This window comes from Nitratireductor sp. GZWM139 (genome assembly GCF_030068685.1).
Classification (GTDB): Bacteria; Pseudomonadota; Alphaproteobacteria; order Rhizobiales; family Rhizobiaceae; genus Nitratireductor; species Nitratireductor aquimarinus.
On sequence record NZ_JAMQML010000001.1, the window covers coordinates 399755 to 426123 of the forward strand.

The window sequence follows — 26369 nt, forward strand, 5'->3', positions numbered from 1 at the left end:
ACAAGAAATGCCTTCCCGCCAGCTTCCGCTAGACCTGCCTTCCGGAGAAGCGCTGACACGCGATGATCTCGTGGTGACGCCCGCCAATGCGCGCGCGGCGGCGCTGATCGAGAACTGGCCGTCCTGGCCCGCGCCGGTGGTGATCCTTGCAGGCCCCGCCGGCAGCGGAAAATCGCATCTGGCGGCCATCTGGTGCGAGGAAGCGGATGCCGCCGTCATCGCGTCCGATGGCATTGGCGCGGAGGCCATCGAGCTGGCCGGGGAGCGGCCGATCCTGATCGACAACGCCGATCGTGGCCCGGTGGACGAGAACGGTCTTTTTCACCTGATCAATGCGGCGCGCGCCGGCGGACAGCCCATGCTTCTCACCGCGCGCAGCTTTCCTGGTGCGTGGGGCGTGAAGCTGCCGGATCTTCTGTCGCGTCTCAAGGCGGCGGCGACCGTCGAGATCGACGAGCCCGACGACATGCTGCTTGCCGGCGTCATCACCAAGCTTTTCGCCGACCGGCAGGTGGATGTGGAGCCGCATGTGGTGCAGTTTCTGGTGCGCCGCATCGAGCGCTCGCTTTCGAGCGCGATCAGCGCCGTCGACGCCATCGACCGCGCCGCACTGGAGCGCAAGACGCGCATCACAAGGCCGCTGGCAGCCGAGGTGATCAACGCGCTTGAGGCAAAGGCTTCCTGAAGCCGGACCATTTGCGCCCCACGTGAAAATCGGCCTCCTGGTGACAGCGCTGTTCCATCAATGGCTTTGCGCGCCGCACAGCAGGCGTCGGAACCATTTGCGTCTCTGTCGGTTTGTTTCCCCGAAGCGAACCAACACGCGAAGGAGCGCCAGATGGACCATGAACAGAAAGAACGCACGACCGTTGTGACCACCGGAGGCGGCGGTGGCGGCGGGGCAGGCTGGTTTATCGCCGGTGGCCTGATCGTGGCGCTGATTCTGGGCGGTTTCCTCTTCTTCGGCGGCTTTATCGGCGGCGGCGGAAATGGCGGCATCAACATCGATGTGCCCGAAAAGGTGACCATCGAGACGCCCAAGCCTGCCGAATGATGAACTGCGCGCGGGCGGCCCCGGGGCTTGCTCCGGAGCTGCCCGCTCTACAGAGGCTCAGCGCACGATAAAGACCGAAACCGGCGTGTGGGAGGCAAGATAACCGGCGTTTGACGCGAATATGTGATCTGCAAATGTCGGCACGTGCGACGCCATCACGACAAGGTCGGCGCCAATTTCTCCCACGGTGCGCCCCAGAACGTCATCGAGATCGCGCACGGGATCGTGGCTAACCGCTGTCTTGACCTCTATGCCAACGCCATCGTCATTGCTGCGGGCTTCTGCAAATTGGGTGAGCTTGGCCGCGAAATCCGCTTCGCCATGGGCCACCGAGCTGGGCAGCGCGGTCGTCACACCCACATAGTACAGCGACGCGCCGTAGAGTTTTGCGAGGCCGGATGCGGCATCAAGCGCTTTGTCCAGCTTGTCGGCATGTGCGAGGTCGACGGGAACCATGATTCTCTTGAACATCGATTTTCCTCCTCGTTTCAGGGCAAGACGCCCGGTTTCTCCAACACTTCGAATGTCTGAACCCTGACAGTTCGGGGGCAGGGCGCATTGACCTGAGGCAAATTATCGATTTTGCGCTGCACCCCCTTGCTTTCGATATCTGCAGACCCTAATGAAGCCGAACGTTCGGAGCGTAGCGCAGCCTGGTAGCGCATCTGGTTTGGGACCAGAGGGTCGCAGGTTCGAATCCTGCCGCTCCGACCATCTTTTCGCATGCTGCCCCGTGTGGCATGTTGCTTGTTTCGGCGTTTCGACGCCTGCAGGGAACGAGGTTCAAGACGTGTCTGCGCGCATTTTCAGCCCGGCCAAGACGGCCATGCAGTCCGGCAAGGCCAAAACCGGCCGTTGGGTTCTCGAATTCGATCCGGCAGTACCGCGCAAGATCGATCCGCTGATGGGCTACACTTCTTCGTCCGACATGAAGAGCCAGGTTCGCCTGACTTTCGAGAGCCGGGAAGAGGCGGTCGCCTATGCGGAGCGTAACGGCATTCCTTTCCGTGTGGAAGAACCGCATCAGCCCAAGCGCCGTCAGGTTTCCTACTCTGACAATTTCCGCTATGACCGCAAGACCCCGTGGACGCACTGATTTCTGCTTCCACATCGTGGTCCCGTAGCTCAGTTGGATAGAGCACCGGCCTTCTAAGCCGATGGTCGCAGGTTCGAATCCTGCCGGGATCGCCATATTTTCAGTTTTTTAGTGACCCCGGCGCTGGCCCTGCAGGGTGCGGCTTGGCAGTTGATCCACCGGCCGACAGGCCCAAGAGACTAGCCTTTCCATGGCGAGTTGCGGATGATGCTGCAGAAATTTCCGCAATGGAAGCCGGGTTCCTTGTCCGCGAGAACATCAGCCTTCACATTGCCGAATGTCGTCTCCGGCTTGTGCCTGATGCCTTCGTAAAAGGCCTGAATGATCTCTTCCTTGAAGTGCGCAGGTCGCGGGAAAGCGCCGACGATCGTTTCCCGCTCCACATCGCTATAGGCTTCATAGCCGATGCCCAGAACATCCATCTCCACGCCGGTGGTGACCAGGGCGATGACCGGATGCATGTGTTCAGGGATGCCGGGTGTGGTGTGCAGGGCAATCGCCGTCCAGACCGTGTCCACATCGTGTTGCGAAATGCCCTGCCGTTGCAGGAAGGCGCGGGCTGCATTTGCTCCGTCGACTTCGAAGCGGGCTGTTTTGCTGCGATGCGGCTCGGTCAGCCCCATGTCGTGGAACATGGCGGCGGTGTAGAGCAGCTCGGCGTCATAGATGAGGCCGCGACGCTCGCCCGCCATCGCGCCGAACAGATAGACGCGGCTTGAATGGTTGAACAGGAGTTCGCCCGCGGTGTCGCGGACGATCTCCGTAACCTCGCGCGCCATGCTGCTGTCCGGAATTTTTACTGAGCTGATAGCCATGATTGATGGATCTCCTTCAAAGACAGGGAGAGCCTAGAAAATCTTAGATTCGTCTACTATCGTCGTGAGACGACGAATCTGGACATTTGACATGCCTGCAAGACACCCGGCTCGACCTCTGACGATCGGCATCCTCGCTGTCCCGGGTGTACAGATGCTTGATGTTGCCGGTCCGCTGGATGTCTTTGCCGAGGCCAACGCCCAGTCGGGCGCTGAGGTCTACAGAACAAGCGTGATCTCCGGTGTGTCAGGGCCGATTTCGGCGTCTTCCGGGCTTCGAATACTGGCCGATATGGTTTTCGAAACCGAGCGCTGCAGCCGCTTTGACACATTGCTGGTCGCCGGAGCGCCGCATATGGCGGAAACGGCGTCCGACCCTGCGATGGTCGACTGGATCAGGCACAGCGCGCCTGCCTGTCGCCGGTTCGGCTCGGTGTGCAGCGGCGCGTTGCTTTTGGCCGAGACCGGGCTGCTGGAGGGCAGGCGCGTGACCACGCACTGGTCCGTCGCTGCCACGCTTGAGCGGCGATTTCCCGAAATCACGGTAGAGATTGATGCCCTGCATGTGCGGGATGGCAGGGTGAGGACGGCCGCCGGCGTGACGGCGGGGCTTGATCTTGCGCTGGCGCTTGTGGAGGAGGATCTTGGAAGCGAGGTCGCGAAGCGTGTTGCCGCGCAGCTGGTCATGTTCTTCAAGCGACCGGGCGGTCAGCTTCAGTTCAGCAGGCGAGGCGAAAGCAGCGTTTCCGGTCGCTCTGCGCTTCAGGAGGTTCAGCGTTGGGTTCTGGCGAACCCTGCACAGGATGCCAGGACCGGAACCCTGGCGCGTCGTGCGGGCCTGAGTCCCCGGCATTTTGTCCGTCTTTTCCAGCACGAGATCGGCCAAACCCCGGCGGCATGGGTTGAGGCGGTTCGTGTCGACATTGCGCGGCGCATGCTGGAAGACGGAGATCGCCCGAAGCAGGTCGCTGCGGCCTGCGGTTTCAGCAATGTGGACACTTTTCGGCGCGTGTTCCAGCGTCATGCGGGCATAAGCCCTGCGGAGTATCGACGGCGTTACGAGGCGCCAGGATTTGGCTAGGGTCCTGACCCTAGGCCAAGGGCGCGTTTCGGGAAGCCCGGCCGCTGCGAACTGCGAACCGCAAAAACTATCCGGAGATGCCATGAAAGATGGCGCACCCGACAGGATTCGAACCTGTGACCTCTGCCTTCGGAGGGCAGCGCTCTATCCAGCTGAGCTACGGGTGCTGGCCGTGGCGGAGGCGGCGAAGCGCCAGCGCGTCGCTTTCATAGCCGAAGCATTCGCATGCATCAACGATGAAATGAATGTTCCGGTAATCCGATTGAAAAGTCGGGGCAGGGCGCGTGGGTTTTCTCAATCCGCGTGGGACGGGCTGACCGACAGTCGTTTCCTCGATGCAGGAAGCAGTGTCAGCATTCCTGTTCGGGCGTTTGAGCGTTGACCAAGAAACGGAAGCCGGTTTTCGGGCATTCCGGTGTCCGGTTGATCGTTCAACTTACCCTTGGCGCGCCCAAACGGACGGTGGCGATCTAGCGCTCGGCCTGTTCCATCATCATGAAGTCAACCAGCCGGTCGGGGTCGCAGATGTGGCGGCGCATTTCGGTGGCTGCGCGGGCGCCGTCGCCGGCCTCGATTGCTTCAAGGATCACCGCATGCTCGTTATGCGACTGGCGCATGCGGTCGAGACGGCGCAGAAGCCAGCGGCGGTAGGGGGCGAGCTTGGTGCGAAGCCCCTCCAGCTGCTCCAGCAGATAGGGATTGCCCGCGCCTCGATAGATCGCCTGGTGGAACTGGAAGTTCAGCCGGTCGAAACCATCCCGGTCGCCGGCATCCACGATGGCCGTCGTTTCCTCGTGTATGGAGCGCAGCTGCTCGATCTGCTGCTGGTTCATGCGCCGCGCCGCGCATTCGACGGCGAAGGATTCGAGCCCGGACAAAACCTCGAACATCTGCGCCAGGTTCTGCGCCGTCAGCGAGCGCACGATGGCGCTGCGGCGCGGGCGAAGCTCGATCAGACGCTCCACGCCAAGCCTGCGCAGCGCTTCGCGGATCGGCGTGCGCGACACGCCAAAACGCTCCGCAAGCCGGCGCTCGTCCAGCTCGTCGCCCGGCCTGATAACGCCGTCGATGATTTCCTGTTCAAGTTGCCGCGCCAGCCCCTCGGCCAGCGGCTTGTCGTCGGAAACAGTCCTGTGCCTTGCCGTCACCTTGCACCCGCCACCTTGCACCCGCATCCATACCCGGTTTCGAATCTCTTGGCCCTTCTTCCGGCTATTGACAAGCCGGAGCGCCCCAAACTACGTTTTGGTATACCAGATTTAATATCTGGTGTTCAAATGGGAGCGAGAGCCGGGAAACCGGCGGGAGGAGATTTATGAACAGATTCATGGCGGCAGCGCTTGCCTGCGCCGCTTCGGTCATCGCCGTGGAGGCGGCGTCGGCCGAAACCGTTCTGCGGCTCAGCCATTCCTACACCGATGGCGACACACGCGATCTGTGGGCCGATCGAATCGCCGAAATCGTGGCCGAGAAGACCGGTGGCGAGGTGAAGGTTGAGGTCTATCCCAACCAGCAGCTCGGCAAGGCGCGGGCGCAGGCCGATTTCGTGGCGCGCGACCGGATCGATATGGCGATCTACCCGCTGCCCTGGCTCTCGGGAAAAGTGCCGATGGCGGAAATCGGCGCACTTCCGGGCCTCGTCGCTTCCCCGCAGGACGGGCTGGTGTGGCGCGAGCGGGCGATCTGGCCGATGCTGGAGGAGGCAGTGTCGGAAGCAGGTCTGGTGTTCGCCGGCGGTGGCTGGGCCATGGGCACGATTGGCAACAAGGGCGAGGCGATCGTCCTGCCCGAGGATCTGAAGGGCCACAAGGTGAGGGGACTTGGCAAGGCCACCGAGATCATGATGAACGGCTATGGCGCGACGATTACATCGCTGCCCGCGTCCGAAATCTACCAGTCGCTGCAGACCGGTGTTCTGAGCGGGGTGCTGACGATCTATGCGTCCTTTGAAGGGTACAATCTGCAGGAGGTGATCGATCACCTGATGGTCGGGCCGGGTTTTGTGGGCGCGATGCATTCGGTGCTTCTGTCGCCGGGCGTGGAAGAAAAGATCGGCGAGACGCATTACGCAGCCCTTCTTGAGGCGATTGCCGAATCCGAGGCCTGGTTCGCCGACCAGACAATCGCGGACAACAGGCAGATTGCCGATGCCTTCCGGGAGGCCGGTGTCAGCGTGCACGAGCTCACGGAAGAGCAGGTGGCGCAGTGGCATGATGCGGCGCGTGAGCACGCCTGGGCCTATTTCCGGGAAAGCGTGCCCAATGGCGATGCCGTTCTGAAGGCGGTGGACCAGCCGCGGCAATGAACGCGCTCGATGAAGCAAAGTCAGATTATGGCGGTGCGCCCGAAGGGGCGCCCGCAGCGCAGTCGCCGTTCCTGAAGCTGCTTTTCAGGGTGCGTGCAGTGCTGCAGCGCGTGTCGGCCGCCGCAGCCATGGTGTCGGCGGTCGGCGTCGTGGTGGCGTCCGTGGTCATTACCTGGGCCGTGTTTGCGCGCGGCCTGCTTGGCGTCAACACGATCTGGGAGCTGGAATTCAGCGTCTACCTCCTGATCTATGCGGCCTTCCTGTCGGCCGCCTTTACCGATCGCAGCGGCGGTCAGATCAGCGTCCAGATTCTTGCCGGATATCTGAAGGGTCGCGCCGCGCGGGCGCACACCGCCCTGCTTGAGTTCCTGGCGCTCTGTCTTTTCGTGCTGGTCACCTATTCCGGCTGGAACATGTTTCTCCATTCCTGGGAAACCGGCTGGCGCTCGGAAACCCTGTGGGGGCCGCCGCTCTGGGTGCCGCATCTGGCGATCCCGCTCGGCGGAACGCTTCTGGTCCTGTCGCTTGCAGTGGATCTGACGATCCGGCTGTGCGGCGGGCGGCTTGATGTGCCGCAGGGAGGGCATCACTGATGGATCCGGTCACGCTTGCCTTCGTCTCGGTTGGCATTCTTCTTCTTCTCATTCTGGCAGGGCTGCCCATCGGCTATGCGCTGCTGGGCGCTATGGTGGCTTCCTCCGTTATGGTGGGAGAGCCGCGCGAACTGCTCTACATCGCGGAAACCGCCTTCCAGTCGCTCGATTCCATCGAGCTGGTGGCATTGCCCATGTTCATCTTCATGGGCGCGGTGGTGGCGGTCAGTCCGGCCGGCGCGGACATCTATTCCGCCCTGAGCAGGCTTCTGCCCGTGCCAGGCGGTCTTGGCATGTCGACCATTGCCGGCTGCGCCATGTTCTCGGCCATTTCCGGGTCGTCACCGGCCACGGTGGCGGCAATGGGCTCGTCGGGCGTGCCGGAAATGCTGGCGCGGCGCTATCCGCCGGGGCTCGCCTGCGGCATCGTCGTCGGTGGCGGAACGCTGGGCATCCTCATCCCGCCATCCATCGTCCTTCTGCTTTATGGCGTGGTGACGAAAACATCCATTGGTCAGCTCTTTCTCGCCGGCATTCTGCCGGGGCTGATGCTGGTGGCGCTGTTCTCGCTCTACACCTGGTTCGTCATGTGGCGGCACCTGAAGCGGCTGACGCCCGGGCAGCGTGCAGAATTCGAAGCACTGGGCGCAGAGCGCGCGGCGAATGGCGGGAATGGCAGCTTTGGGCGTGTCGTTCCGTTCTTCGCGCTGATGGCCGGCATCATGCTGGCGCTCTATGGCGGCTGGGCCACGCCTTCCGAAATCGCCGCCGTGGGGGCCACCGCCTCCATCCTCCTGGTTCTGGTGATCTACCGGATCACGAGCTGGTCGGTATGGCGCGAGCTGTTGCTCAAGACGGTGCAGGACACGTCGATGATCCTCATCATCGCCGCCTTCGCCTACACGTTCTCGCAGTTTCTCGCCTTCCACGATGTCGTTTCCGCGATCACCAGCCTGCTGGTCGATGCGTTCGACAATCGCTGGGTGACGCTGTTTGCCCTGTGGTGCGTGATGCTGGTTCTGGGCTGCTTCCTGCCGCCCTTTGCCATCGTCGTGATCGTGGCGCCCATGTTCCTGCCCTTCGTGCTCAGTGCCGGTTTCGACCCGGTCTGGTTCGGCGTCTTCGTGACCCTGAACATGGAGATGGGTTGCATCACACCGCCTCTGGGCATCAATCTTTTCGTGGTCAAGGCCATCGCCCGCAAGGTCGACATGCGCGAGATCATGATGGGTTCGCTGCCCTTCCTGGCGATCCTGGGCATCGGCACGCTGCTGATCACCCTGTTTCCAGAGATCGTCCTTTTCCTACCTTCGCAGATGATGAGATAACCATGTTGCAGTCGCCTTCGGCACAAGCGCGCGCCATCACGCGCATCCAGAGCTACGCTCTCAACATACCAGCCGAGATCACGGCGGCGGGCGTGACCCGCAGTCTCGATCTCTCCGCCGTGGTCTGCACGGTGGAAACCGCCGATGGCCATGTGGGGCACGGTTTTACGGCCATCACCGAGGAACGCACCGTCGCCGAGGCCATTCGCGAAGTGGCGGCGCCCGCGCTGGAGGGCATGGACCCGCTGGCGACGGAGGCGATCTGGGAAAAGCTCTTCTGGCTCATGAGCCCGCGCGGCCAGACTGGCTATGCAGCGCATGCGATCTCCGCCGTCGACACGGCGCTGTGGGATCTGAAGGGAAAGGTCCTCGGCCAGCCGGTGTGGCGGCTTCTGGGCGGCGCGCGCCGGGACGTGCCGGTCTATGTGACCTGTGGCTTCAATTTCCTCACCATCGACCAGCTGGTGCAATCGGCGCAGTTCTGGGTGGATGCCGGCTTCAAGCGTCTCAAGATGACGGTAGCGCCCGAGGCGACCCGCCGCCGCGATGTGATCGACGTTGCCGAAATGATTGCGGAGGATGCGCGCCGGGTGGCCGCAGTGCGCGAAGCGGTCGGCCCGGAAGTGCAGCTCTTCATCGACGCAAACTGCAATCTCGATCCGCACAGCGCGTTCAAACTGGCGCAGGCGGTTGCGCCCTACAGGGTCGACTTCTTCGAGGAGCCGCTTTTGAAAAACGACATTGGCTGGCTGGCGGATCTGCGCCGGCGCTGCCCGGTGCCGCTGGCAGGGGGGCAGAATGAGGGGCTTTCCTACCGTTTCCGCGATCTGCTGGTCGAGAAATGCGTCGATGTCTTGCAGCCGAACGTGGTGATCGGCGGAGGCTTTACGCAGGCCCAGAAAATCGCGGCGATGGCCGACGCCTTCGCAACGCCCATCGCCAATGGCGGTGGCTGGCCGTTCCACAATGCGCATCTGCATGCCGGTGTGTCGAATGGCGGGCTGGTCGAGTATCACGTGCCGGCGGTCAATGTGTGCGAGAAGATCTTCACCGGGCTGCAGAAGCCGGAACGCGGCAGGATGAGCCTTTCGGAACGCCCGGGCCTCGGCTTCGATCTGAACATGGAGGCCGTCGAGGCGTTCGCTGCGAGACCGTCGGCTGCCGGTCATGGCAAGGGGTGAGGGGATGGGCGGCAAACCGGTAATCGGCATGATCGTTCCACCGGCGGCGGGCGCTGTGCCGCCGGAACCGCTGGCGCTTTATGCGGGACGGGCTGAATTCATCGCCGAGGGGCTGGCGCTGAAGGCGCTCTCGCCGGAAGGCTATGATGCGGTGATCGAGCGGGTGGAGGAATTGTCCGCGCGTCTGGCGGAGCGGGGCGCGCAGGCAATTTCGCTGATGGGCACATCGCTGAGCTTTTATCGTGGCGCTGCATTCAATGCGGAGCTGATCGCGACGATGGAGAAAGCGTCGGGATTGCCCGCAACAACGATGACCGATAGCGTGCTCGAAGCGCTTGCGGCCCTTGGCGTGCGCCGGCTCGCGGTGGCGACTGCCTATCGCAGCGCCGTCAATGACCGCCTGAAGGCCTATCTGGAGGCCGCCGGATTCGAGGTGACGGTTCTGTGCTCACTCGACATCGAGGATGTGGACGCGATTGCATCCGTGACCAGCGAAACGCTGATCGATCTGGGAGCGGAAACCTGCCGGGCGGCGAAAGACGCAGAGGCGCTCTTCATTTCATGCGGCGGTCTGCAAACGCTTCCGGTGACGGAGCCGGTCGAGCAGCGTTGTGGCCTGCCGGTCGTCTCGAGCGCTCTGGCCGGGGCCTGGGGCGCGATGGGGCTTCTTGGCCTTGACCGGCGCGCCGACGGGGCCGGGCGTCTGTTCCAGGTCTAGTTTTTGCAGAAACGAAAACCGCCCGCGAGGCTCGACCACGCGGGCGGTTTGCAGTCTGAAAAGGCCTGTGCCCAGGGTCCTGACTCTAGAGTGCGTTCACCGCTTCAAGGGCGCGGGCGAGGTCGGCCTGCAGGTCCTCGACATCCTCGAGCCCGATTTGCAGGCGCATGACCGGGCCTTCCTTGGGCGCATGCGCCACGGTGCGGTCGTTGAGCTGCACATGCACGGCGAGGCTCTCATAGCCGCCCCAGGAATAGCCGAGACCGAAATATTGCAGCGCGTCGAGGAAGGCATGGGCTTCCTTCTCGCCCCCGCCATCGAGCACGATGGAGAAGAGGCCGCTCGCGCCGGTGAAGTCGCGCTTCCAGATTTCATGGCCCGGATGCGATTCGAGGCCCGGATGCAGCACGCGCGCCACGCCTTTCTGGCCTTCCAGCCAGCGGGCGAGCGTGAGCGCGCTTTTCTGGTGGCGTTCAAGGCGCACGCCCATGGTGCGCAGGCCGCGCAGCACCTGATAGACATCGTCGGGCGCAGCACACATGCCGAGCGCCCCATGCGTGTCCAGAAGCTGCTCCCAGCAGGCTTCATTGGCCGAAACCGTGCCGAGCAGAATATCCGAATGGCCGCCCGGATATTTGGTCGCTGCCTGGATCGAAATATCGACGCCGTGATCGAGCGGACGGAAGAAGAGGGGGGTGGCCCAGGTGTTGTCCATCATGACGATGGCGCCACCCTTGTGCGCTGCCTCGACGATTGCCGGGATGTCCTGCATCTCGAACGTGCCGGAGCCGGGCGCTTCCGTCAGAACCACCTTGGTGTTCGACTGCATGACCGAAGTGATGTCGGCCCCCAGATGCGGATCGTAATAGGTGACTTCCACGCCAAGCCGCGCCAGCATCGTGTCGGCGAAATAGCGGGTCGGGTGATAGACCGAATCGACAATCAGCACATGGTCGCCCGCCGAAAGGAAGGCGAGCATGGGTACCGTTACGGCCGCAAGCCCCGTGGGCACGATGATGGTTCCGGCAGATCCTTCAAGCTCGTTCATGGCCGCTGCAAGCGCGTCGCTCGTCGGGGTGCCGCGGGTTCCATAGGTGTATTTCTGGTTCCGCGTCGCCATGGTGTGTGCGTCGGGGAAGAGCACGGTGGAGGCGTGCACCACCGGCGGATTGACGAAGCCGTGGAAGTCGCGCGGATTGTTGCCCATATGGGCAAGGCGCGTGTTGTCTCCGACTTTAGTATTAGTCTTGTCGTTCATGGAACCCTGTCGCTTGATTGTCTGCGGCGCTTGCCGGAAGGCCAGGAGCGTTGAAATGCGCCGGAAAAGGCGGGCGGATGGAACGCGATTGTGCGCTGCACGTCAACCGCAAACGGGCGTCTCCTTTGCTTCTGGAACAAGCCTCTTTCACACTTGACCCAAAAGAATTTATCGCATTCGATGGCTGCAGTGCGTGGGAGAGGAAGCGCGTGTCCGTTCGCCTTTTGGGTATTGAAGCTCCACTTCTGGAGTATGCTGCCCGAAGAGCCCGGTGTTCGGCATTCGCCTGCTTCCGCACTGAAAAGTGTCAGGGGATAAGCCCAAAAACAGAAAAAGGGTTCTGAATCATGAAGAAATTAGTCAAAGCGTTGCTCGGCTCTGCCGTGGTCGCAGTCATGGCCGCGCCGGCTTCTGCCGCTACGCTCGACGATGTGAAGGCGAAGGGCCATGTGCAGTGCGGTGTGAACACCGGTCTGATCGGCTTCAGCGCGCCCGATGATGATGGCAACTGGACCGGCCTCGATGTCGATTTCTGCCGTGCGCTGGCTGCGGCCATCTTCGACGATCCGGACGCCGTTCAGTTCTCGCCGCTCTCCGCAAAGGACCGTTTCACCGCGCTCCAGTCGGGTGAGGTGGACGTTCTTTCGCGCAACACGACCTGGACCATCAGCCGCGACACCGCGCTGGGTCTCAACTTTGCCGGCGTCACCTATTATGACGGTCAGGGTTTCATGGTGAACGCCAAGAACCTGCCCGACATCAAGTCCGCGCTGCAGCTTTCCGGCGCGACGGTCTGCGTGCAGGCCGGCACCACGACGGAGCTGAACCTCGCCGACTACTTCAAGGCCAACAACATGGAATACAATCCTGTTGTGTTCGAGAAGTTCGAAGAGGTGAATTCGGCCTATGATGCAGGGCGCTGCGACGTCTACACGACCGACCAGTCCGGCCTCTATGCCGTGCGCCTGAACCTGGCCAGCCCGGGTGATCACATCGTGCTTCCCGAGATCATCTCCAAGGAGCCGCTTGGCCCGGCAGTGCGCCATGGCGACGATCAGTGGCTCGATATCGTCAAGTGGACCTACTATGCGCTCGTCAATGCTGAAGAGCTGGGCGTGAACAAGGACAATCTCGAAGAGAAGATGCAGTCCGACAATCCGGAACTGCGTCGTCTTCTGGGCACCGAAGAAGGTGGCAAGCTCGGCACGGATCTCGGCCTGACGAACGACTTCGCTGTCCGGATCGTCAAGCATGTCGGCAACTATGGCGACATCTTCGAGCGCAATGTTGGTGCGGAAAGCCCGCTCAAGATTTCGCGCGGCATCAACGCCCTTTGGACCAAGGGTGGCCTCCAGTACGGCATGCCGATCCGCTGATCGCAGATCGGATTCCGTCAACATAATGCGTGAAAGGCGGTACGCACCGCCTTTCACCATTCCTGGTGAGGATAGCCATGGCCACCCAGCACTCAACTGCGGAGGGCGCGGCGCCTCGTGTGCCGCTGCTCTATGATCCGCGCGTTCGAGGAATTGCCTATCAAGTCCTGGTGTTCGTCGGCCTGTTTGCCCTGGTCTACTGGATCGTCGGCAACACGACAGCCAATCTTCAACGCGCCAACATCGCTTCCGGTTTCGATTTCCTCAAGGGACGCGCCGGCTTCGATATCGGCGACAGCCTGATCGAGTATTCATCCGATTCCACTTATGGCCGCGCGCTGTTCGTCGGCTTTCTCAACACGCTGCGTGTTGCGATTGTGGGCATTATTACAGCGACCGTGATCGGTTTCATCATCGGTATCGGGCGTCTTTCGAAAAACTGGCTGATCAACCGGATCTGCCTCGTCTATGTCGAGGTTTTCCGCAACATTCCGCCGCTTCTCGTCATCTTCTTCTGGTATTTTGGCGTTCTTTCGGTGCTGCCGCTGCCGCGTGAGAGCATCGACCTGCCGCTCGGATCCTACATCAACGCACGTGGTCTCTTCGTGCCTGCCTTCCAGTGGGGGCCGGGCGCATGGCTCGTTCTTGTGGCTTTCGCGGCGGCGCTTGTCACGATCTTCTTCATGCGCCGCTGGGCGTACAAGAAACAGATGGCAACCGGCGAGCAGTTTCCGGTGCTCTGGACGAGTGTCGGCCTGATCATCGGGCTTCCGGCGCTGGCGTTCATCGTCACCGGTTTCCCGCTGAGCTTCGAGTTCCCCCAGCTTTCGACCTTCAATCTGCGTGGCGGCATGCAGATAAGGCCTGAGTTCCTGTCTCTCTATCTGGCGCTGTCGTTCTACACCGCGGCTTTCATCGCGGAGATCGTGCGCGCCGGCGTGGTCGGCGTGAACCGGGGGCAAAGCGAGGCGTCGCATGCGCTGGGCCTGCGCTCCGGCCAGACAATGCGGCTGGTCATCATTCCGCAGGCGCTGAGGATCATCATCCCGCCGCTCACGAGCCAGTATCTCAACCTGACGAAGAACTCTTCGCTGGCGGTGGCCATCGGCTATCCGGATCTGGTTGCAACGGGCGGCACCACGCTCAACCAGACAGGTCAGGCCATCGAGGTCGTCGCGATCTGGCTGATTGTCTATCTCGGGCTCAGTCTGGGAACGGCAGGTCTGATGAACTGGTACAATGCGCGCATGGCGCTGGTGGAGCGGTAAGATGCAAGAACACGATCTTTCCTTCGTCCGCGCCGAAATGGCGGCCAGCCAGCCGCCGCCTGCCTCCAATCACGGGTTGGGCTCGTGGCTGCGCAAGAACCTGTTCGCCAACCCCGTTGACACGATTTTCACGCTCATCGGCATCATCCTGGTCCTGTTGATCGTGCCACCGATCATCCAGTGGGCGTTCATCAACGCACAATGGACGGGTTCGGACCGTTCCGTCTGCGCCACGGTGGCGCAGGGCGGCGTCCAGCCGGATGGCTGGAGGGGGGCCTGCTGGGCTTTCGTTGACGCCAAGTTCAAGCAGTTCATGTTTGGCCGCTATCCGGTGGATGAGCGCTGGCGCGTTTATCTGACGGGCGCGATCTTCATCTCGCTCCTGACGCCCCTTCTGCTTCCCAGCGTGCCGCGCAAGGGGCTGAATGCGCTGCTGCTTTTCGTGGCGTTCCCGATTGTGGGCTTCTTCCTGCTTTCGGGCGGCATCTTCGGGCTGACGCCCGTGCCGACGCCGCTGTGGGGCGGGCTTCTGGTGACGCTGGTGCTGGCCTATGTGGGCATCGCCGTTTCCTTCCCGCTCGGCATTCTGCTGGCGCTCGGGCGACGGTCGAAAATGCCGGTGGTGAAGCTTGTCTGCGTGGTCTTCATCGAGACCATTCGCGGCGTGCCGCTGATCACCATCCTGTTCATGGCGAGTGTCATGCTGCCGCTCTTCCTGCCGCCGGGCACCTCGTTCGACAAGCTGCTTCGCGCACTGGTCGGCGTGGCGCTGTTTGCTTCCGCCTATATGGCCGAGGTGATCCGCGGTGGCCTGCAGGCAATCCCGAAAGGGCAGTATGAAGGTGCGGATGCGCTGGGTCTCAGCTTCTGGAAGAAGATGAACCTCGTCGTTCTTCCACAGGCGATCAAGCTGGTCATTCCCGGCATCGTCAACACGTTCATCGGCCTGTTCAAGGATACGAGCCTGGTCTACATCATCGGCATGTTCGACCTTCTGGGGGCGGTGCGTCAGAACTTCTCGGATGCGAACTGGGCGTCGCCCCAGACGCCGATTACCGGTCTGGTATTTGCCGGTTTCGTGTTCTGGCTGTTCTGCTTCGGCATGTCGCGCTACTCTATCTTTATGGAACGCCGGCTCGATACCGGTCACAAACGCTAGAGAGCAATTCCGGGAAAAGCGGGAACCGGTTTCCCGTCCGGAATTGCGCAAGGACCAATAAATTGGAGCGTTTTCGCGATTCAATAAAAAGCGGAAACGCTCTGGGCCGAGAGCCAAGGGGAATTGAACAAAATGGCATCAGAAAACGCCGTTAAAGCAGACGAGCTCCATGCTGACCGGAGCAAGATGCAGATCTCCGATACCGACGTCGCAATCGATATTGTGGGCATGCACAAATGGTATGGCGATTTCCACGTTCTCAAGGACATCAATCTGCGCGTCATGCGCGGTGAGCGCATCGTCGTATGCGGTCCTTCGGGGTCTGGCAAGTCGACCATGATCCGCTGCATCAACCGTCTGGAGGAGCATCAGAAGGGCAAGATCGTCGTGGACGGTATCGAGCTCACCAACGATCTGAAAAAGATCGATGAGGTGCGGCGCGAAGTCGGCATGGTGTTCCAGCACTTCAACCTGTTTCCGCATCTGACCATTCTGGAAAACTGCACGCTCGCCCCGATCTGGGTGCGCAAGACGCCCAAAAAAGAGGCCGAGGCGACCGCGATGCACTTTCTGGAGCGGGTCAAGATCCCGGAACAGGCGAACAAGTATCCGGGCCAGCTTTCGGGCGGCCAGCAGCAGCGCGTGGCGATTGCCCGCGCGCTGTGCATGAACCCGCGCATCATGCTGTTCGATGAGCCGACCTCAGCACTTGATCCCGAGATGATCAAGGAGGTGCTCGACACCATGGTCGATCTCGCCGAAGAAGGCATGACGATGATCTGCGTGACCCACGAAATGGGCTTTGCCCGTCAGGTGGCGAACCGCGTGATCTTCATGGATCAGGGGCAGATCGTCGAGCAGAACACCCCGGCGGAGTTCTTCGACAACCCGCAGCACGAGCGCACAAAACTGTTCCTGTCGCAGATCCTGCACTGACCACAGGCGCTCCGGCGCAGACACCAAACGCCGCGTTTCCTCACGGGAGCGCGGCGTTTTGCATTTGGGGGATGAACCGGGAAGAGAGCGGCGGGCAGGGGCTGTCAGCCCGCCTCAGCTTTCAGGAGCCGCTTCTGCGTCGAAACCGTAGAGCCAGTCGAAATCCGCCATCAGCGCTTCCTGGCTGCGTGTCTTGAGCACGGCATCGCGCACAAGCGCCACGGGACCGCTGGCGTGCCAGGTGAAGCGGTTGAACGCGCCGCGTCGGGCGACGCGGCTCACGCGCGGTTTGCGCTGCGCCTCATAGGCCGCAAGCGCCACAGAAGGCGCATCGCGGTGCTTCGCGACAAGATTGACAAGCACGGTCGCATCTTCAATCGCCATGCCGGCGCCCTGCGCCGCAAAGGGCGGCACCGCATGGGCGGCATCACCGATCAACGCGAGGCCCTCGGGCTTTGTCCAGGCATCGGCCGGGTCCACCTGATGGATGGGCCAGACGGTCCAGGAGGCATGTCTGCTGGCGGCCAGCCTGGCAAGGGCGGGATTGGCGCTGGCGAGCGTCTTTTTCAGCGGCGCGTCGTCAGCATCCTGCGCCCAGGCGTTGAGCGGCACTTCGCCCGGCACAATCGCAACCAGATTGATCGCCTTGCCACCACTGATCGGATAGGCGACCAGATGGAATTTGGGGTGCATGAAGGCCGTCACCCGGTCGGGCTGGATCGCACCGTCGCCGGCAGCCAGCGCCTCTTCGACGGGGACTGTCGCGCGCCAGGCGACGTAACCGGTAAAGCGGCTGCGCACGGCGGTGCGGGCGAGGCGGCGCAGATGCGACCAGACCCCGTCTGCCGCGATCAGGAGGGGCGTGTGCACCTCTTCGCTTTCGCCGTCCCGCAGGATCTGAAGGCGTGGACGACCGGCGTGGAAATCGGCTTTCTCGGCCAGCGCGCCGGTGACGATCTCGATCAGCGGTTGCTGGCGCGCACGGTTCAGAAGGGCTGCCTGCAGATCGGCGCGGTGCACCACAAGATAAGGTGCGCCCCAGCGGGCCTGTGCGGCCGCACCGAGCGGAACATGGGTGAGGGGGGCGAGTGTCGCAGCCTTCTTGAGAACGACGGCCTGCGGCTCCACGGCCGAAGCGCGCAGTTCCTCAAGCACGCCCAGCCTGTCGAGCAGGCGGGTTGCGTTGGGCGAAAGCTGAAGGCCGGCCCCCACTTCGTGGAGTTCCGGCGCACGCTCATAGATGCGCGAGGCAAGACCATGCCGCGCCAGGGCAAGTGCTGCCGTCAGCCCGGCAACGCCTGCGCCGACGATGATTGCTGCTGGTTCGTCCGTCATCGGCCTGCGGGCCGATCAGGCCGCTTCGTCGTAAATGCAGCCCTCGGGCTTCGTGTCCGTCGCCTTCAGCGCCGGATTGTAGCGGTAAAGCGTCGAGCAATAGGGGCAGACCCGCTCGTTCTCATCGCCCATGTCGATGAACACATGCGGATGATCGAAGGGCGGATTCGCACCGACGCACATGAATTCCTTCACGCCGATTTCGATTGCCTGGTGTCCGTTGGTGTTCTGGAAATGGGGAATGGCTGATCCGGCCATCATCTTCTCCCGCTTGGAATGCGTTGGAAAGTCGCTTGCGTTTGTAGCATAAACTGCGTCTTTGCAAGCCTCTGATATGAAACTGTCATAAAACCATGTCACGAGGTACACTGGGCCACCAGTAGACAACGGCCCGTGCTGTGGAAATCAAGGGGCGCAGGCAGGATCATGAACCAGTTGAAGCCGGTCACGAAAGAATTCTCCGTTGATGGCGGACCGACTGGGCAGATCGCCGCCGTGGGGCCGGACCGTTTCGTCAATCGCGAATTCTCCTGGCTGCAGTTCAATCGCCGTGTTCTCGGCGAGGCGCAGAACGAAAACCATCCGCTGCTCGAGCGGCTGCGTTTCCTGTCGATCTCGGCCGACAATCTCGATGAGTTCTTCATGGTGCGCGTCGCCGGTCTTGCCGGTCAGGTGCGCGAGCACATCGCCACGCGCAGCGCCGATGGCCGCACGCCGGAAGAGCAGCTTGAGCATGTGCTGCGCGAGGTGGCCGGACTGCAGAACGACCAGCACGCAAGCCTGAATGCACTGCTGGACCTTCTGCGCAAGGAAGGCATTGAGCTGGTGCGCGCCGATGCGCTGAACCCAGTCGACATGCAATGGCTCGAAGATCACTTCATGGAAGCGATTTTCCCGGTTCTGACGCCGCTTTCCATCGACCCGGCGCACCCGTTCCCGTTCATCCCGAATCTCGGCTTCTCCATTGCGCTCGAACTCCAGCATGAGGGCGAACTGGAGCCGATGACGGCGCTTCTGCGCCTGCCGGTGGCGCTCAAGCGCTTCATCCAGCTTCCGGTGCACAATGGCACGGTGCGTTTCATCACGCTGGAAGATGTGGTCAACCTTTTCATCGGCAAGCTGTTCCCGCGTTACAAGGTTATCGGTTCGGGCACGTTCCGCCTCATTCGCGACAGCGATATCGAGGTGGAGGAAGAGGCCGAGGATCTGGTGCGCCTCTTCGAATCGGCGCTCAAGCGCCGCCGCCGCGGCTCGGTGATCCGCATTGAGTTCGATGACGAGATGCCCGAAGGCCTGCGCGACTTCGTCGCCAGCGAGCTGGGCGTTGCCGAAAACCGCATCACGGTTCTGGAGCGGCCGCTGGCGATCAACCAGATTTCCGAGATCGTGAAAGTGCCGCGCGAAGACCTGCTCTTCTCGCCCTACAATCCGCGTTTCCCGGAGCGCATTCGCGAGCATAATGGCGACTGTTTCGCCGCCATCCGCGAGAAGGACCTTATCGTCCACCACCCGTATGAATCCTTCGATGTCGTGGTGCAGTTCCTACGCCAGGCGTCGCTGGACCCGGAAGTGGTGGCCATCAAGCAGACGCTTTACCGCACCTCCAATGACAGCCCCATCGTGCGGGCGCTCATCGAGGCGTCGGAGGCCGGCAAGTCGGTCACGGCGCTGGTGGAGTTAAAAGCCCGCTTCGACGAGGAAGCAAACATCCGCTGGGCGCGCGATCTGGAGCGTGCCGGCGTGCAGGTCGTGTTCGGCTTCCTCGAACTCAAGACCCACGCCAAGATGTCGCTCGTGGTGCGCCGCGAGGAAGGCAAGCTGCGCAATTACTGCCATCTGGGCACCGGCAACTACCACCCGATCACCGCGCGCATCTATACGGATCTGTCCTATTTCACGGATGATCCGGAAATCGCGCGCGACGTGGCGCAGGTGTTCAATTTCATCACCGGCTACGCCGAGCCCGATGGCGAAATGCGCATTGCCGTGTCGCCATTCTCGCTGCGCAACCGATTACTGGACCACATTCAGGCAGAGATCGAGCATGCCCGGTCGGGCCGTCCGGCGCAGATCTGGATGAAGATGAACTCGCTGGTTGATCCGCTGGTGATCGATGCGCTCTATGAAGCAGGGCAGGCGGGTGTCGAGGTGGATCTCGTGGTGCGCGGCATTTGCTGCCTGCGCCCGCAGGTGCCGGGGCTGTCCGAGCGCATTCGCGTGAAATCCATTGTCGGCCGCTTTCTGGAGCACAGCCGGATCTACTGTTTCGGCAACGGCCACGGCCTGCCGTCGGATGAGGCGATCGTCTACATCTCGTCCGCCGACATCATGCCCCGCAATCTGGATCGGCGGGTAGAAACCATGGTGCCGATCACCAACCCCACCGTGCATGAGCAGGTCATCGGGCAAATTATGCTCGGAAACATCATGGACAATCAGCAAAGCTTTGAAGTATTGCCGGATGGAACTTCGCGGCGCATTATGCCCGACGAGGGAGAAGAACCGTTCAACGCTCAGGAATATTTCATGACGAATCCGAGCCTATCCGGTCGCGGCAATGCCTTGAAGTCCCATGCGCCGAAGCGGATCACCGCTTTCAGAAAGCGCAGGAAAGCGGACGTCGGGCCCGGTTCACCAACGGACTGACGAGCGCTAACTCTTGGGCATAGCTAATTCTCAGGGCCGGCTTCAGGACCGGCGTCCCGTTTCGGTCATCGATATCGGGTCAAACTCGATTCGCCTCGTGATCTATGAGGGAATCGCGCGCTCTCCGAGTGTGTTGTTCAACGAAAAAATGCTTGCCGGCCTCGGCAAGAGCATCGTCACGACCGGGGAACTGGATCCCGAAGGTGTGACAAGGGCTGTTGGCGAATTCCGCCGCTTTCGCGCGCTGTCCGAGCAGGCCGGCGCGCAGTCTCTCCATGTGCTCGCCACCGCGGCTGCGCGTGAGGCGAAGAACGGTCCGGACTTCATTCATCGGGCCGAAGAAATCCTGGGCACGGACATTCGCGTGCTCACGGGCCGCGAAGAGGCGAAATACTCCGCCTATGGCATCATGTCAGGCTTCCACAAGCCAAGCGGCATTGTCGGCGATCTGGGCGGCGGCAGTCTCGAACTGGTGGATGTCGAGGGCTATGACCTGGAAGACGGCATCACATTGCCGCTGGGCGGCCTCCGGCTCAAGGAGATGTCCGACAACTCCGTCGCCAAAGCGGCGCGCATCGCCCGCGATGAACTGGCCCGCGCCCCGTGGATGAAAGACGGGGCCGGGCGACCCTTCTACTGCGTGGGCGGCACCTGGCGAAATCTCGCCCGCCTGCACATGCTGGAGACCGGCTATCCGCTCGAGGTGATGCACCACTACGAGATGGACATCGAGCAGTCGGTCGATTTCCTCAAACGCGTTGCCGGCGGTGTGGACCGTTTTGCCGGCATCAGCCACATCTCCAAGAACCGCCGCGCGCTTCTGCCTTATGGCGCAACGGTGTTGCAGGAGATCATCCGGTCCTCGCAGCCTTCCAAAATCGTTTTCTCCGCGCTCGGCGTGCGCGAGGGGTATCTCTATTCGCTTCTCGAAAAGGAAGACCGCAAGCGCGATCCGCTGCTTTCGGCGGCCGAGGAGCTGGCGGTGCTGCGTTCGCGCTCTGTCACCCATGCACGGGAGCTGGCGGAGTGGAGCGGACCGGCGATGAAGGCGCTCGGCATCGAAGAAACCGAGGAAGAGGCGCGCTACCGCAGGGCCGCCTGTCTTCTGGCCGATATTGGCTGGCGGGCGCACCCCGAATATCGTGGCACGCAGTCGCTGAACATCATCGCGCACGGCTCCTTCATCGGCATCGATCATCCGGGCCGGGCCTTCATCGCGCTCGCCAATCTGTTCCGGCATGAGGGGCTGTTTGACGATGCGCTGTCACCGCGCATGCGCCAGCTTGCAACGCCGCTTTATGTGGAGCGTGCGCGCATTCTGGGCGGCCTGCTGCGGGTGGTCTATCTGCTCACGGCCTCGATGCCGGGCATCATGCCCAAGCTGAAATGGGAAAAGCGCGATGATGGCACGACCGTGCTTCTCATCCCGCATTCGCACAGGGCGCTGATGGGTGAGCGCCCGGTCGGCCGCATGGCGCATCTGGCCAGGGTGACGGGGCTCAAGCTCGCGCTGGAAGTGGCCGAAAGCTAGAGTTTTTGCAGTCAGACGGTTTTGCCTGAAACCTGCATAAATCCGGAAAATCAAAAAGATAGAGCGGAGAGCTGAATCAACTCTCCGCTCGCAATATTCCTTGGGACAGGACGTCCGTTGAGGTGCCTGGACTATTCAGCCGGTTCGCGCTGAGCCCCCGCCGCAGGCTCGAAGATCTCGATCTTGCGCCTGTTGAAGCGCAGGGCGAGTTCGCCGCGCACCAGTTTCAGTGCTTCATCGCCGAACACTTCGCGCCGCCAGCCGGACATGGCCGGAACGTCGGCATCCTCGCCGTCAGCGGCAATGCGGTCGATATCATCGCTGGAGGCCAGCATCTTGGCGGCAACGCCCTGACGGTCGGCGACAAGCTTCAGGAAGACCTTTAAGAGCTCTGCTGCGGCTGCGGCGCCTTCCGGCGCCTGTGGCGGGCGCGGCAGGCGGGGAAGGTCTTCCTTCGGCAGCGCCATGGCCTTGGCGACCGCGCCCAGAAGACCGGCGGCAGCGCCCGAGCGCTCCCAGCCTCTGGGGATCGTGCGAAGCCGGCCGAGCGCTTCCACATCACGCGGCTGCTGCTGTGCCACTTCGTAGAGCGCATCGTCCTTCACGACACGGCCGCGCGGCACATTGCGTTCGCGCGCTTCGCGTTCGCGCCAGGCCGCAACGTGCTGGAGAATGGCCAGCTCGATGGGTTTCTTGACGCGCAGCTTCAGGCGACGCCAGGCGTCGTCCGGATGCGGATCATAGGTCTCGCGGGCGGTCAATACGGCCATCTCCTCATTGAGCCAGTGGGCGCGGCCCTCGCGCTCCAGCTGCCCCTTGAGGTGCTGATAGACATCAATCAGATGCGTGACGTCGGCCAGCGCATAGCTGAGCTGCTTGTCGGAGAGGGGGCGCCGACGCCAGTCGGTGAAGCGCGACGACTTGTCGATGCGCGCACCGGTGATCTTGGCGACGAGCTGATCGTAGGAAACGCTGTCGCCGAAACCGCAGACGGATGCCGCCACCTGCGTGTCGAACAGCGGGTGCGGGATCAGCTTGCCCAGATGGTAGACGATCTCCACATCCTGACGCGCGGCGTGGAACACCTTGACGATGTTCTCGTCGGCCATCAGCTCGAAGAAGGGTTTCAGATCCAGCCCGTCGGCAAGCGGATCCACCAGCGCCGTGACACCGGGTGCGGCCATCTGGATCAGGCAAAGCTCTGGCCAGAAAGTCGATTCGCGAATGAATTCGGTGTCGACGGTGACGAAATCGGACTGCTTGAGCGCGGTGATCGCGGCTTCGAGGTCTTTTTGCGTAGTAATCAGCTGCATTCTGCTTCTTTAGGTCATGCGGAGGAAAAAGGAAAGAAAACGCTGTGCAACACGGCTTATCCGTCGTTCGCAGGGCGGGAGTTCCGGCTGCGCCGGGCCATGCGCATGAAAACGGGCGAGGTGCGCAGGAGCGCTGCAAAGCGCGGGCGATGCGCTCTCGGCACGGCCGGGCGGGCGCGCATCCGGTAGATCGTGACGGCGATGAGAACCGCATAGATGAGGGCGGTATAGGCAAACAATGCATGCGGGCCGAAACGCTGCATGAGAAGCGAGGCGAGCAGCGGGCCGGCCATGGCGCCGACCGAATAGAAGAAGAGCAGTCCGGCCGCCAGCTGCACGAACTGGTCCTTCTTGGCGTGATCGTTGGCATGGGCCACGGACAGCGAATAGAGCGACATGGCGAACGCGCCGAACAGGAAGACGAGCAGCATGTTCGCCGTGCGGTCATCGCCCGCAAACCAGACGATGATGAGCGCGGAGATCAGCGCGCCAATGGTGGTGCCCAGCAGGATCTGCCGCCGGTCGCGCCGGTCTGAGAGCGCACCCAGCGGATATTGCATCACCGCGCCGCCGATGATGCCCGCGCTCATGAAAGTGGCGATCTCCGACACGCTCAGGCCGATGGACTGGCCGTAAATCGGGCCGACGATGCGGAAGGCGCTGTTGGTGAGACCGACGGAAAGGCAGCCAAAGGCGGCCAGGGGCGAGATGCGCCAGACGGCCGGCAGGTTCAGGCTGAACTCGGCCGGGGGCTTGGGGTTGGAGCGGTCGGCCATGGAGACCGGCACCAGCGAAAGGGTGATCATCATGGCCATCACCGCGAAGACCGTGAACCCCTCAATGCCGAGCGCGGGAAGCATGTATTGCGAGCCGGTCACAGCACCGATGTCGATGATGCGATAGACGGCCAGAAGGCGGGCGCGGTTGCTGTTGCTCGCAGCCGAGTTGAGCCAGCTCTCGATGGTGGTGAAAAGGCTCGAAAAGCAGATCCCCGAGAGAAAACGTATGGCGATCCACGCGATGGGATCGACGAACAGAATGAGAAGCAGGGAGCCTGCCGCTCCCATCGCCGCGAGCGCCGCAAAGGCGCGGATATGGCCGACGGCCCGCAACAGGCGCGGCACGCACAGGCAGCCAATCAGGAAACCGGCGAAATAGGCGCTGCCCATAAGGCCGATCAGCGTTTCGGAAAAACCTTCTTCCGCTCCGCGCAGCGCGATCAAAGTGCCCTGAAGCCCGTTGCCCGCCAGCAGGATGCCTGCAGCGATGAGAAGCGGGATCAGCGGGCGAAGGCTGGACATGGCGGAAGGCCCGGTATTGGCGGCGCGGCCGGTCGCGCCCTTCATGATCGAGCTATAGGCCGGGCTGTACCAATTCTCTTGAGCCAGGCGGGTGGGCCGATCATCCCAGCCGCCTCATTCGCGTCAAACGTCGCCGTGCGTCGTCGGGCGTCAGTCGTCGTCGGCTTCCGCCAGCATGCCGTCCACCAGATGGATGCGCCGGTCCATGCGCGCCGCCATGTCCAGATCGTGCGTTACAGCCACGACCGTCTTGCCGCGCTCGGAAACGAGGTCGCGCAGGGTCTGGAACACCTGTTCGGAGCTTTTCGAATCGAGGCTGCCTGTCGGTTCGTCGGCGAAAACCATGGGCGGATCATTGGCGAGTGCCCGGGCGACGGCGACACGCTGCCGCTGGCCGCCGGAGAGCTGGTAGGGTTTCTTGTCGCAATGATCGGCAAGGCCGAGCATGGCAAGCAGATCGCCGGCGCGGTCGCGCATCTGCCGCCGCGAGAGCCTGCCGAGCTTGCGCATCGGGATCTCGACATTCTGACGGGCGGTGAACTCGGGCAGAAGGAAGTGGAACTGGAAGACGAAACCGAGCATCTCCAGCCGTGTGCGGGCAAGCTCGGCATCGTTCATGGGACCGGTGTCGCGGCCCTCGATGGTGAGCGTGCCGCTGGTTGGCCGGTCGAGCAGGCCAAGCAGATAGAGAAGCGAGGATTTGCCAGAGCCGGAGGGGCCGGTAATGGCCACGAATTCGCGCTCGGCAACGGTTAGCGAGACATCCCTGACCAGCGTCACCGGGATGGTTTCCGGCAGGATGCGGGTCAGATTGCGGGCTTCCAGAAGCGCGGTCATGAGGCCCCCCGAATGATGTCGACCGGATGAAGCCTTGCCGCCTTGCGCGCTGGCAGATAGCCGGCAATCGCAGCCGAGCCCAGCGCGAAGGCCGAGGCGATGGCATAGTGCAGGGCGCTCCAGGCTATCGGCAGCTCGGTCATCTCCTGACCGCCGGCATCAAGTTCGAAGCGAATGGAGGAGAGAGCGTAGGTGAGGGCGAAGCCCAGAACCCAGCCCAGAATGGAACCGGCAGCGCCAATGGCGATGCCCTCGATCACGAACATGCGCTGCATGTCGCTGCGGCTGAAGCCGAGGGATTTCATGATGGCGATGTCGCGCGCCTTCTCATGGGTGATGGTGGAGACGATGTTGAAGATGCCGAAACCGGCCACCAGCAGGATTGCCGCCACCACCGCATACATGATGACATTGCGCACCACGAAAGCCTCCATGATGGCCTCGTTCGCCTCCTGCCAGGAAACGGCCTTGTAGCCGAGTTCCGCCTCAATGCGCTGGGCGGCTGTCGTTGCGGCGTAGGGATCGCGCAGTTTGATGCGAATGTCGTTGATGGCGTTGGTCCGCTCGGAAAGGATCTGCGCATTCTTCAGGAGGAGATAGGCCTCGCCCTCGTCGCGGGCCGTGGTGCCGGTGTGAAACAGGCCGGTGATGCGGAAATTGCGCGTCAGTCCTGAAGACGAAACCGCCGTGACCGTGTCGCCGAGATCCGCCCCCAGCTTGTCGGCCATGCGGTCGCCCATGACGATGTTGTTGCCGCCTTCGGACAGGGTGGCGAAGCTGCCACGGGTGAAATCCTCGACAATGGGCGAGATGGTGCGTTCCGTTTCCGGTTCTACCCCGACAAGGGCGGCGCCCGCCTCGCGGCCCTGATAGCGCACCACGCCCTGTGTTCTGAGGCTCTGCGCGACATTGCCGGGCACCCAGCCTTCCAGCCAGGCCAGCGCCGCAGTGGGGTTGATGATGCCGCGCCGGTCGTCGGGTGGACGCAGGCCGGATATCGCGGCCGCATCGAACGCATCTTCGGCCGGCTGGCGGCGGGCGCTGCGGCGCTCGTCGGTGATCTGCACATGCGGCATGGTGTCGATGAGCTGTTCGACGAAATCGTCCTGGCCACCCTGCATGAGCGCCGCCATGGCGATGGAAAAGCCGACACCGACCGCCACACCGATCACCGCCACGAGCGTCTGTCGCCCGCGACCGACGATGTGGGTCATCGCGATGTCGAGGATGAGGCGCAT

The 26369-nt window shown here is 62.5% G+C and carries 25 protein-coding genes and 3 tRNA genes; 17 read left to right on the forward strand and 11 right to left on the reverse strand.

The genetic code is table 11. From position 1 onward, the window contains the following. The first annotated feature begins 7 nt into the window (after window positions 1-7). Together hdaA and NDI72_RS01905 are read left to right on the forward strand one after the other, a co-directional pair. Window positions 8-685 (forward strand): DnaA regulatory inactivator HdaA, encoded by a 678-nt coding sequence (gene hdaA / locus NDI72_RS01900; RefSeq protein WP_113154747.1) that lies wholly within the window; start codon window positions 8-10, stop codon window positions 683-685. Window positions 686-838: 153 nt separating this feature from the next. Next, window positions 839-1054 (forward strand): hypothetical protein, encoded by a 216-nt coding sequence (locus NDI72_RS01905; protein ID WP_113154748.1) that lies wholly within the window; start codon window positions 839-841, stop codon window positions 1052-1054. A gap of 57 nt (window positions 1055-1111) precedes the next feature. Here the strand turns inward: NDI72_RS01905 and NDI72_RS01910 are convergent, their stop codons facing one another. Further along, complete coding sequence (locus NDI72_RS01910; protein ID WP_283799380.1) at window positions 1112-1525, reverse strand: universal stress protein; 414 nt, start codon at window positions 1523-1525, stop codon at window positions 1112-1114. A gap of 166 nt (window positions 1526-1691) precedes the next feature. Here NDI72_RS01910 and NDI72_RS01915 point away from each other — a divergent pair. From NDI72_RS01915 to NDI72_RS01925, 3 genes are all read left to right on the forward strand, one after another. Next, window positions 1692-1768: transfer RNA gene (locus tag NDI72_RS01915), tRNA-Pro, on the forward strand. 76 nt (window positions 1769-1844) lie between these two features. Further along, complete coding sequence (locus NDI72_RS01920; RefSeq protein ID WP_113154809.1) at window positions 1845-2150, forward strand: ETC complex I subunit; 306 nt, start codon at window positions 1845-1847, stop codon at window positions 2148-2150. An 18-nt stretch (window positions 2151-2168) separates the two neighbouring features. Then, window positions 2169-2245 (forward strand) — tRNA-Arg (locus NDI72_RS01925). A gap of 84 nt (window positions 2246-2329) precedes the next feature. On the opposite strand, the gene NDI72_RS01930 is transcribed toward NDI72_RS01925, so the two are convergent. Then, the gene (locus NDI72_RS01930; RefSeq protein WP_283799381.1) at window positions 2330-2965 is read right to left on the reverse strand and encodes an HD domain-containing protein; all 636 of its coding nucleotides are present in this window, start codon (window positions 2963-2965) and stop codon (window positions 2330-2332) included. 91 nt (window positions 2966-3056) lie between these two features. On the opposite strand from NDI72_RS01930, the gene NDI72_RS01935 reads away from it, so the two are divergent. Next, window positions 3057-4046 carry a GlxA family transcriptional regulator gene (locus tag NDI72_RS01935; protein WP_283799382.1) on the forward strand — a complete coding sequence of 330 codons (990 nt, stop codon included), beginning with the start codon at window positions 3057-3059 and terminating at the stop codon, window positions 4044-4046. Window positions 4047-4136: 90 nt separating this feature from the next. Here the strand turns inward: NDI72_RS01935 and NDI72_RS01940 are convergent. Continuing rightward, a tRNA-Arg gene (locus NDI72_RS01940) sits at window positions 4137-4213 on the reverse strand. A 303-nt stretch (window positions 4214-4516) separates the two neighbouring features. Beyond that, window positions 4517-5194 (reverse strand): GntR family transcriptional regulator, encoded by a 678-nt coding sequence (locus NDI72_RS01945; protein ID WP_283799383.1) that lies wholly within the window; start codon window positions 5192-5194, stop codon window positions 4517-4519. 167 nt (window positions 5195-5361) lie between these two features. Between NDI72_RS01945 and dctP the strand changes: the two genes are divergently transcribed. The 5 genes from dctP to NDI72_RS01970 are packed head-to-tail and all read left to right on the forward strand — an operon-like array spanning window position 5362 to window position 10171. After that, on the forward strand, window positions 5362-6351 hold the full coding sequence (gene dctP / locus NDI72_RS01950) for a TRAP transporter substrate-binding protein DctP (RefSeq protein WP_206546732.1): 990 nt from the start codon (window positions 5362-5364) through the stop codon (window positions 6349-6351). Further along, window positions 6348-6944, forward strand: coding sequence for a TRAP transporter small permease (locus tag NDI72_RS01955; RefSeq protein ID WP_206546731.1), 597 nt, complete (start codon window positions 6348-6350; stop codon window positions 6942-6944). The genes dctP and NDI72_RS01955 overlap by 4 nt, the downstream gene beginning before the upstream one ends. Then, the gene (locus tag NDI72_RS01960) at window positions 6944-8272 is read left to right on the forward strand and encodes a TRAP transporter large permease (protein ID WP_206546730.1); all 1329 of its coding nucleotides are present in this window, start codon (window positions 6944-6946) and stop codon (window positions 8270-8272) included. Before NDI72_RS01955 ends, NDI72_RS01960 begins: the two co-directional genes overlap by 1 nt. Window positions 8273-8274: 2 nt before the next feature. After that, the gene (locus tag NDI72_RS01965; RefSeq protein WP_283799384.1) at window positions 8275-9453 is read left to right on the forward strand and encodes a mandelate racemase/muconate lactonizing enzyme family protein; all 1179 of its coding nucleotides are present in this window, start codon (window positions 8275-8277) and stop codon (window positions 9451-9453) included. Between the two features lie 4 nt (window positions 9454-9457). Then, window positions 9458-10171: an arylmalonate decarboxylase gene (locus NDI72_RS01970; RefSeq protein ID WP_283799385.1), complete on the forward strand. Its 714-nt coding sequence runs from the start codon at window positions 9458-9460 to the stop codon at window positions 10169-10171. An 85-nt stretch (window positions 10172-10256) separates the two neighbouring features. Here NDI72_RS01970 and NDI72_RS01975 read toward each other — a convergent pair whose 3' ends face one another. Next, window positions 10257-11429 (reverse strand): cystathionine beta-lyase, encoded by a 1173-nt coding sequence (locus NDI72_RS01975; RefSeq protein ID WP_283799386.1) that lies wholly within the window; start codon window positions 11427-11429, stop codon window positions 10257-10259. Window positions 11430-11776: 347 nt separating this feature from the next. Here NDI72_RS01975 and NDI72_RS01980 point away from each other — a divergent pair, with 347 nt between their 5' ends. The 4 genes from NDI72_RS01980 (at window position 11777) to NDI72_RS01995 (ending at window position 16168) form a co-directional block, all read left to right on the forward strand. Continuing rightward, window positions 11777-12805, forward strand: a complete 1029-nt coding sequence (locus tag NDI72_RS01980; protein ID WP_113154860.1) for an amino acid ABC transporter substrate-binding protein — start codon at window positions 11777-11779, stop codon at window positions 12803-12805. 77 nt (window positions 12806-12882) lie between these two features. Then, window positions 12883-14073 carry an amino acid ABC transporter permease gene (locus NDI72_RS01985; RefSeq protein WP_283799387.1) on the forward strand — a complete coding sequence of 397 codons (1191 nt, stop codon included), beginning with the start codon at window positions 12883-12885 and terminating at the stop codon, window positions 14071-14073. Window position 14074: 1 nt separating this feature from the next. Continuing rightward, on the forward strand, window positions 14075-15232 hold the full coding sequence (locus tag NDI72_RS01990) for an amino acid ABC transporter permease (protein ID WP_283799388.1): 1158 nt from the start codon (window positions 14075-14077) through the stop codon (window positions 15230-15232). Window positions 15233-15364: 132 nt separating this feature from the next. Beyond that, window positions 15365-16168: an amino acid ABC transporter ATP-binding protein gene (locus tag NDI72_RS01995; protein WP_113154863.1), complete on the forward strand. Its 804-nt coding sequence runs from the start codon at window positions 15365-15367 to the stop codon at window positions 16166-16168. Window positions 16169-16282: 114 nt separating this feature from the next. On the opposite strand, the gene NDI72_RS02000 is transcribed toward NDI72_RS01995, so the two are convergent. Next, window positions 16283-17503: an FAD-dependent monooxygenase gene (locus NDI72_RS02000; RefSeq protein ID WP_283799389.1), complete on the reverse strand. Its 1221-nt coding sequence runs from the start codon at window positions 17501-17503 to the stop codon at window positions 16283-16285. Window positions 17504-17518: 15 nt separating this feature from the next. Continuing rightward, complete coding sequence (locus NDI72_RS02005) at window positions 17519-17761, reverse strand: zinc-finger domain-containing protein (RefSeq protein WP_113156251.1); 243 nt, start codon at window positions 17759-17761, stop codon at window positions 17519-17521. Between the two features lie 168 nt (window positions 17762-17929). On the opposite strand from NDI72_RS02005, the gene NDI72_RS02010 reads away from it, so the two are divergent. Then, complete coding sequence (locus NDI72_RS02010) at window positions 17930-20149, forward strand: RNA degradosome polyphosphate kinase (protein ID WP_206546723.1); 2220 nt, start codon at window positions 17930-17932, stop codon at window positions 20147-20149. Window positions 20150-20162: 13 nt separating this feature from the next. Continuing rightward, window positions 20163-21680, forward strand: a complete 1518-nt coding sequence (gene ppx, locus NDI72_RS02015) for an exopolyphosphatase (RefSeq protein ID WP_283799390.1) — start codon at window positions 20163-20165, stop codon at window positions 21678-21680. A gap of 131 nt (window positions 21681-21811) precedes the next feature. On the opposite strand, the gene rnd is transcribed toward ppx, so the two are convergent. From rnd to NDI72_RS02035, 4 genes are all read right to left on the reverse strand, one after another. Further along, the gene (gene rnd, locus NDI72_RS02020; protein WP_283799391.1) at window positions 21812-22993 is read right to left on the reverse strand and encodes a ribonuclease D; all 1182 of its coding nucleotides are present in this window, start codon (window positions 22991-22993) and stop codon (window positions 21812-21814) included. A 56-nt stretch (window positions 22994-23049) separates the two neighbouring features. Continuing rightward, window positions 23050-24294 (reverse strand): MFS transporter, encoded by a 1245-nt coding sequence (locus NDI72_RS02025; protein WP_206546742.1) that lies wholly within the window; start codon window positions 24292-24294, stop codon window positions 23050-23052. A 150-nt stretch (window positions 24295-24444) separates the two neighbouring features. Beyond that, window positions 24445-25131 (reverse strand): ABC transporter ATP-binding protein, encoded by a 687-nt coding sequence (locus NDI72_RS02030; RefSeq protein ID WP_206554494.1) that lies wholly within the window; start codon window positions 25129-25131, stop codon window positions 24445-24447. After that, entirely contained in the window at window positions 25128-26369 is a 1242-nt protein-coding gene (locus tag NDI72_RS02035; protein WP_206546720.1) for an ABC transporter permease, read from the reverse strand. Before NDI72_RS02035 ends, NDI72_RS02030 begins: the two co-directional genes overlap by 4 nt.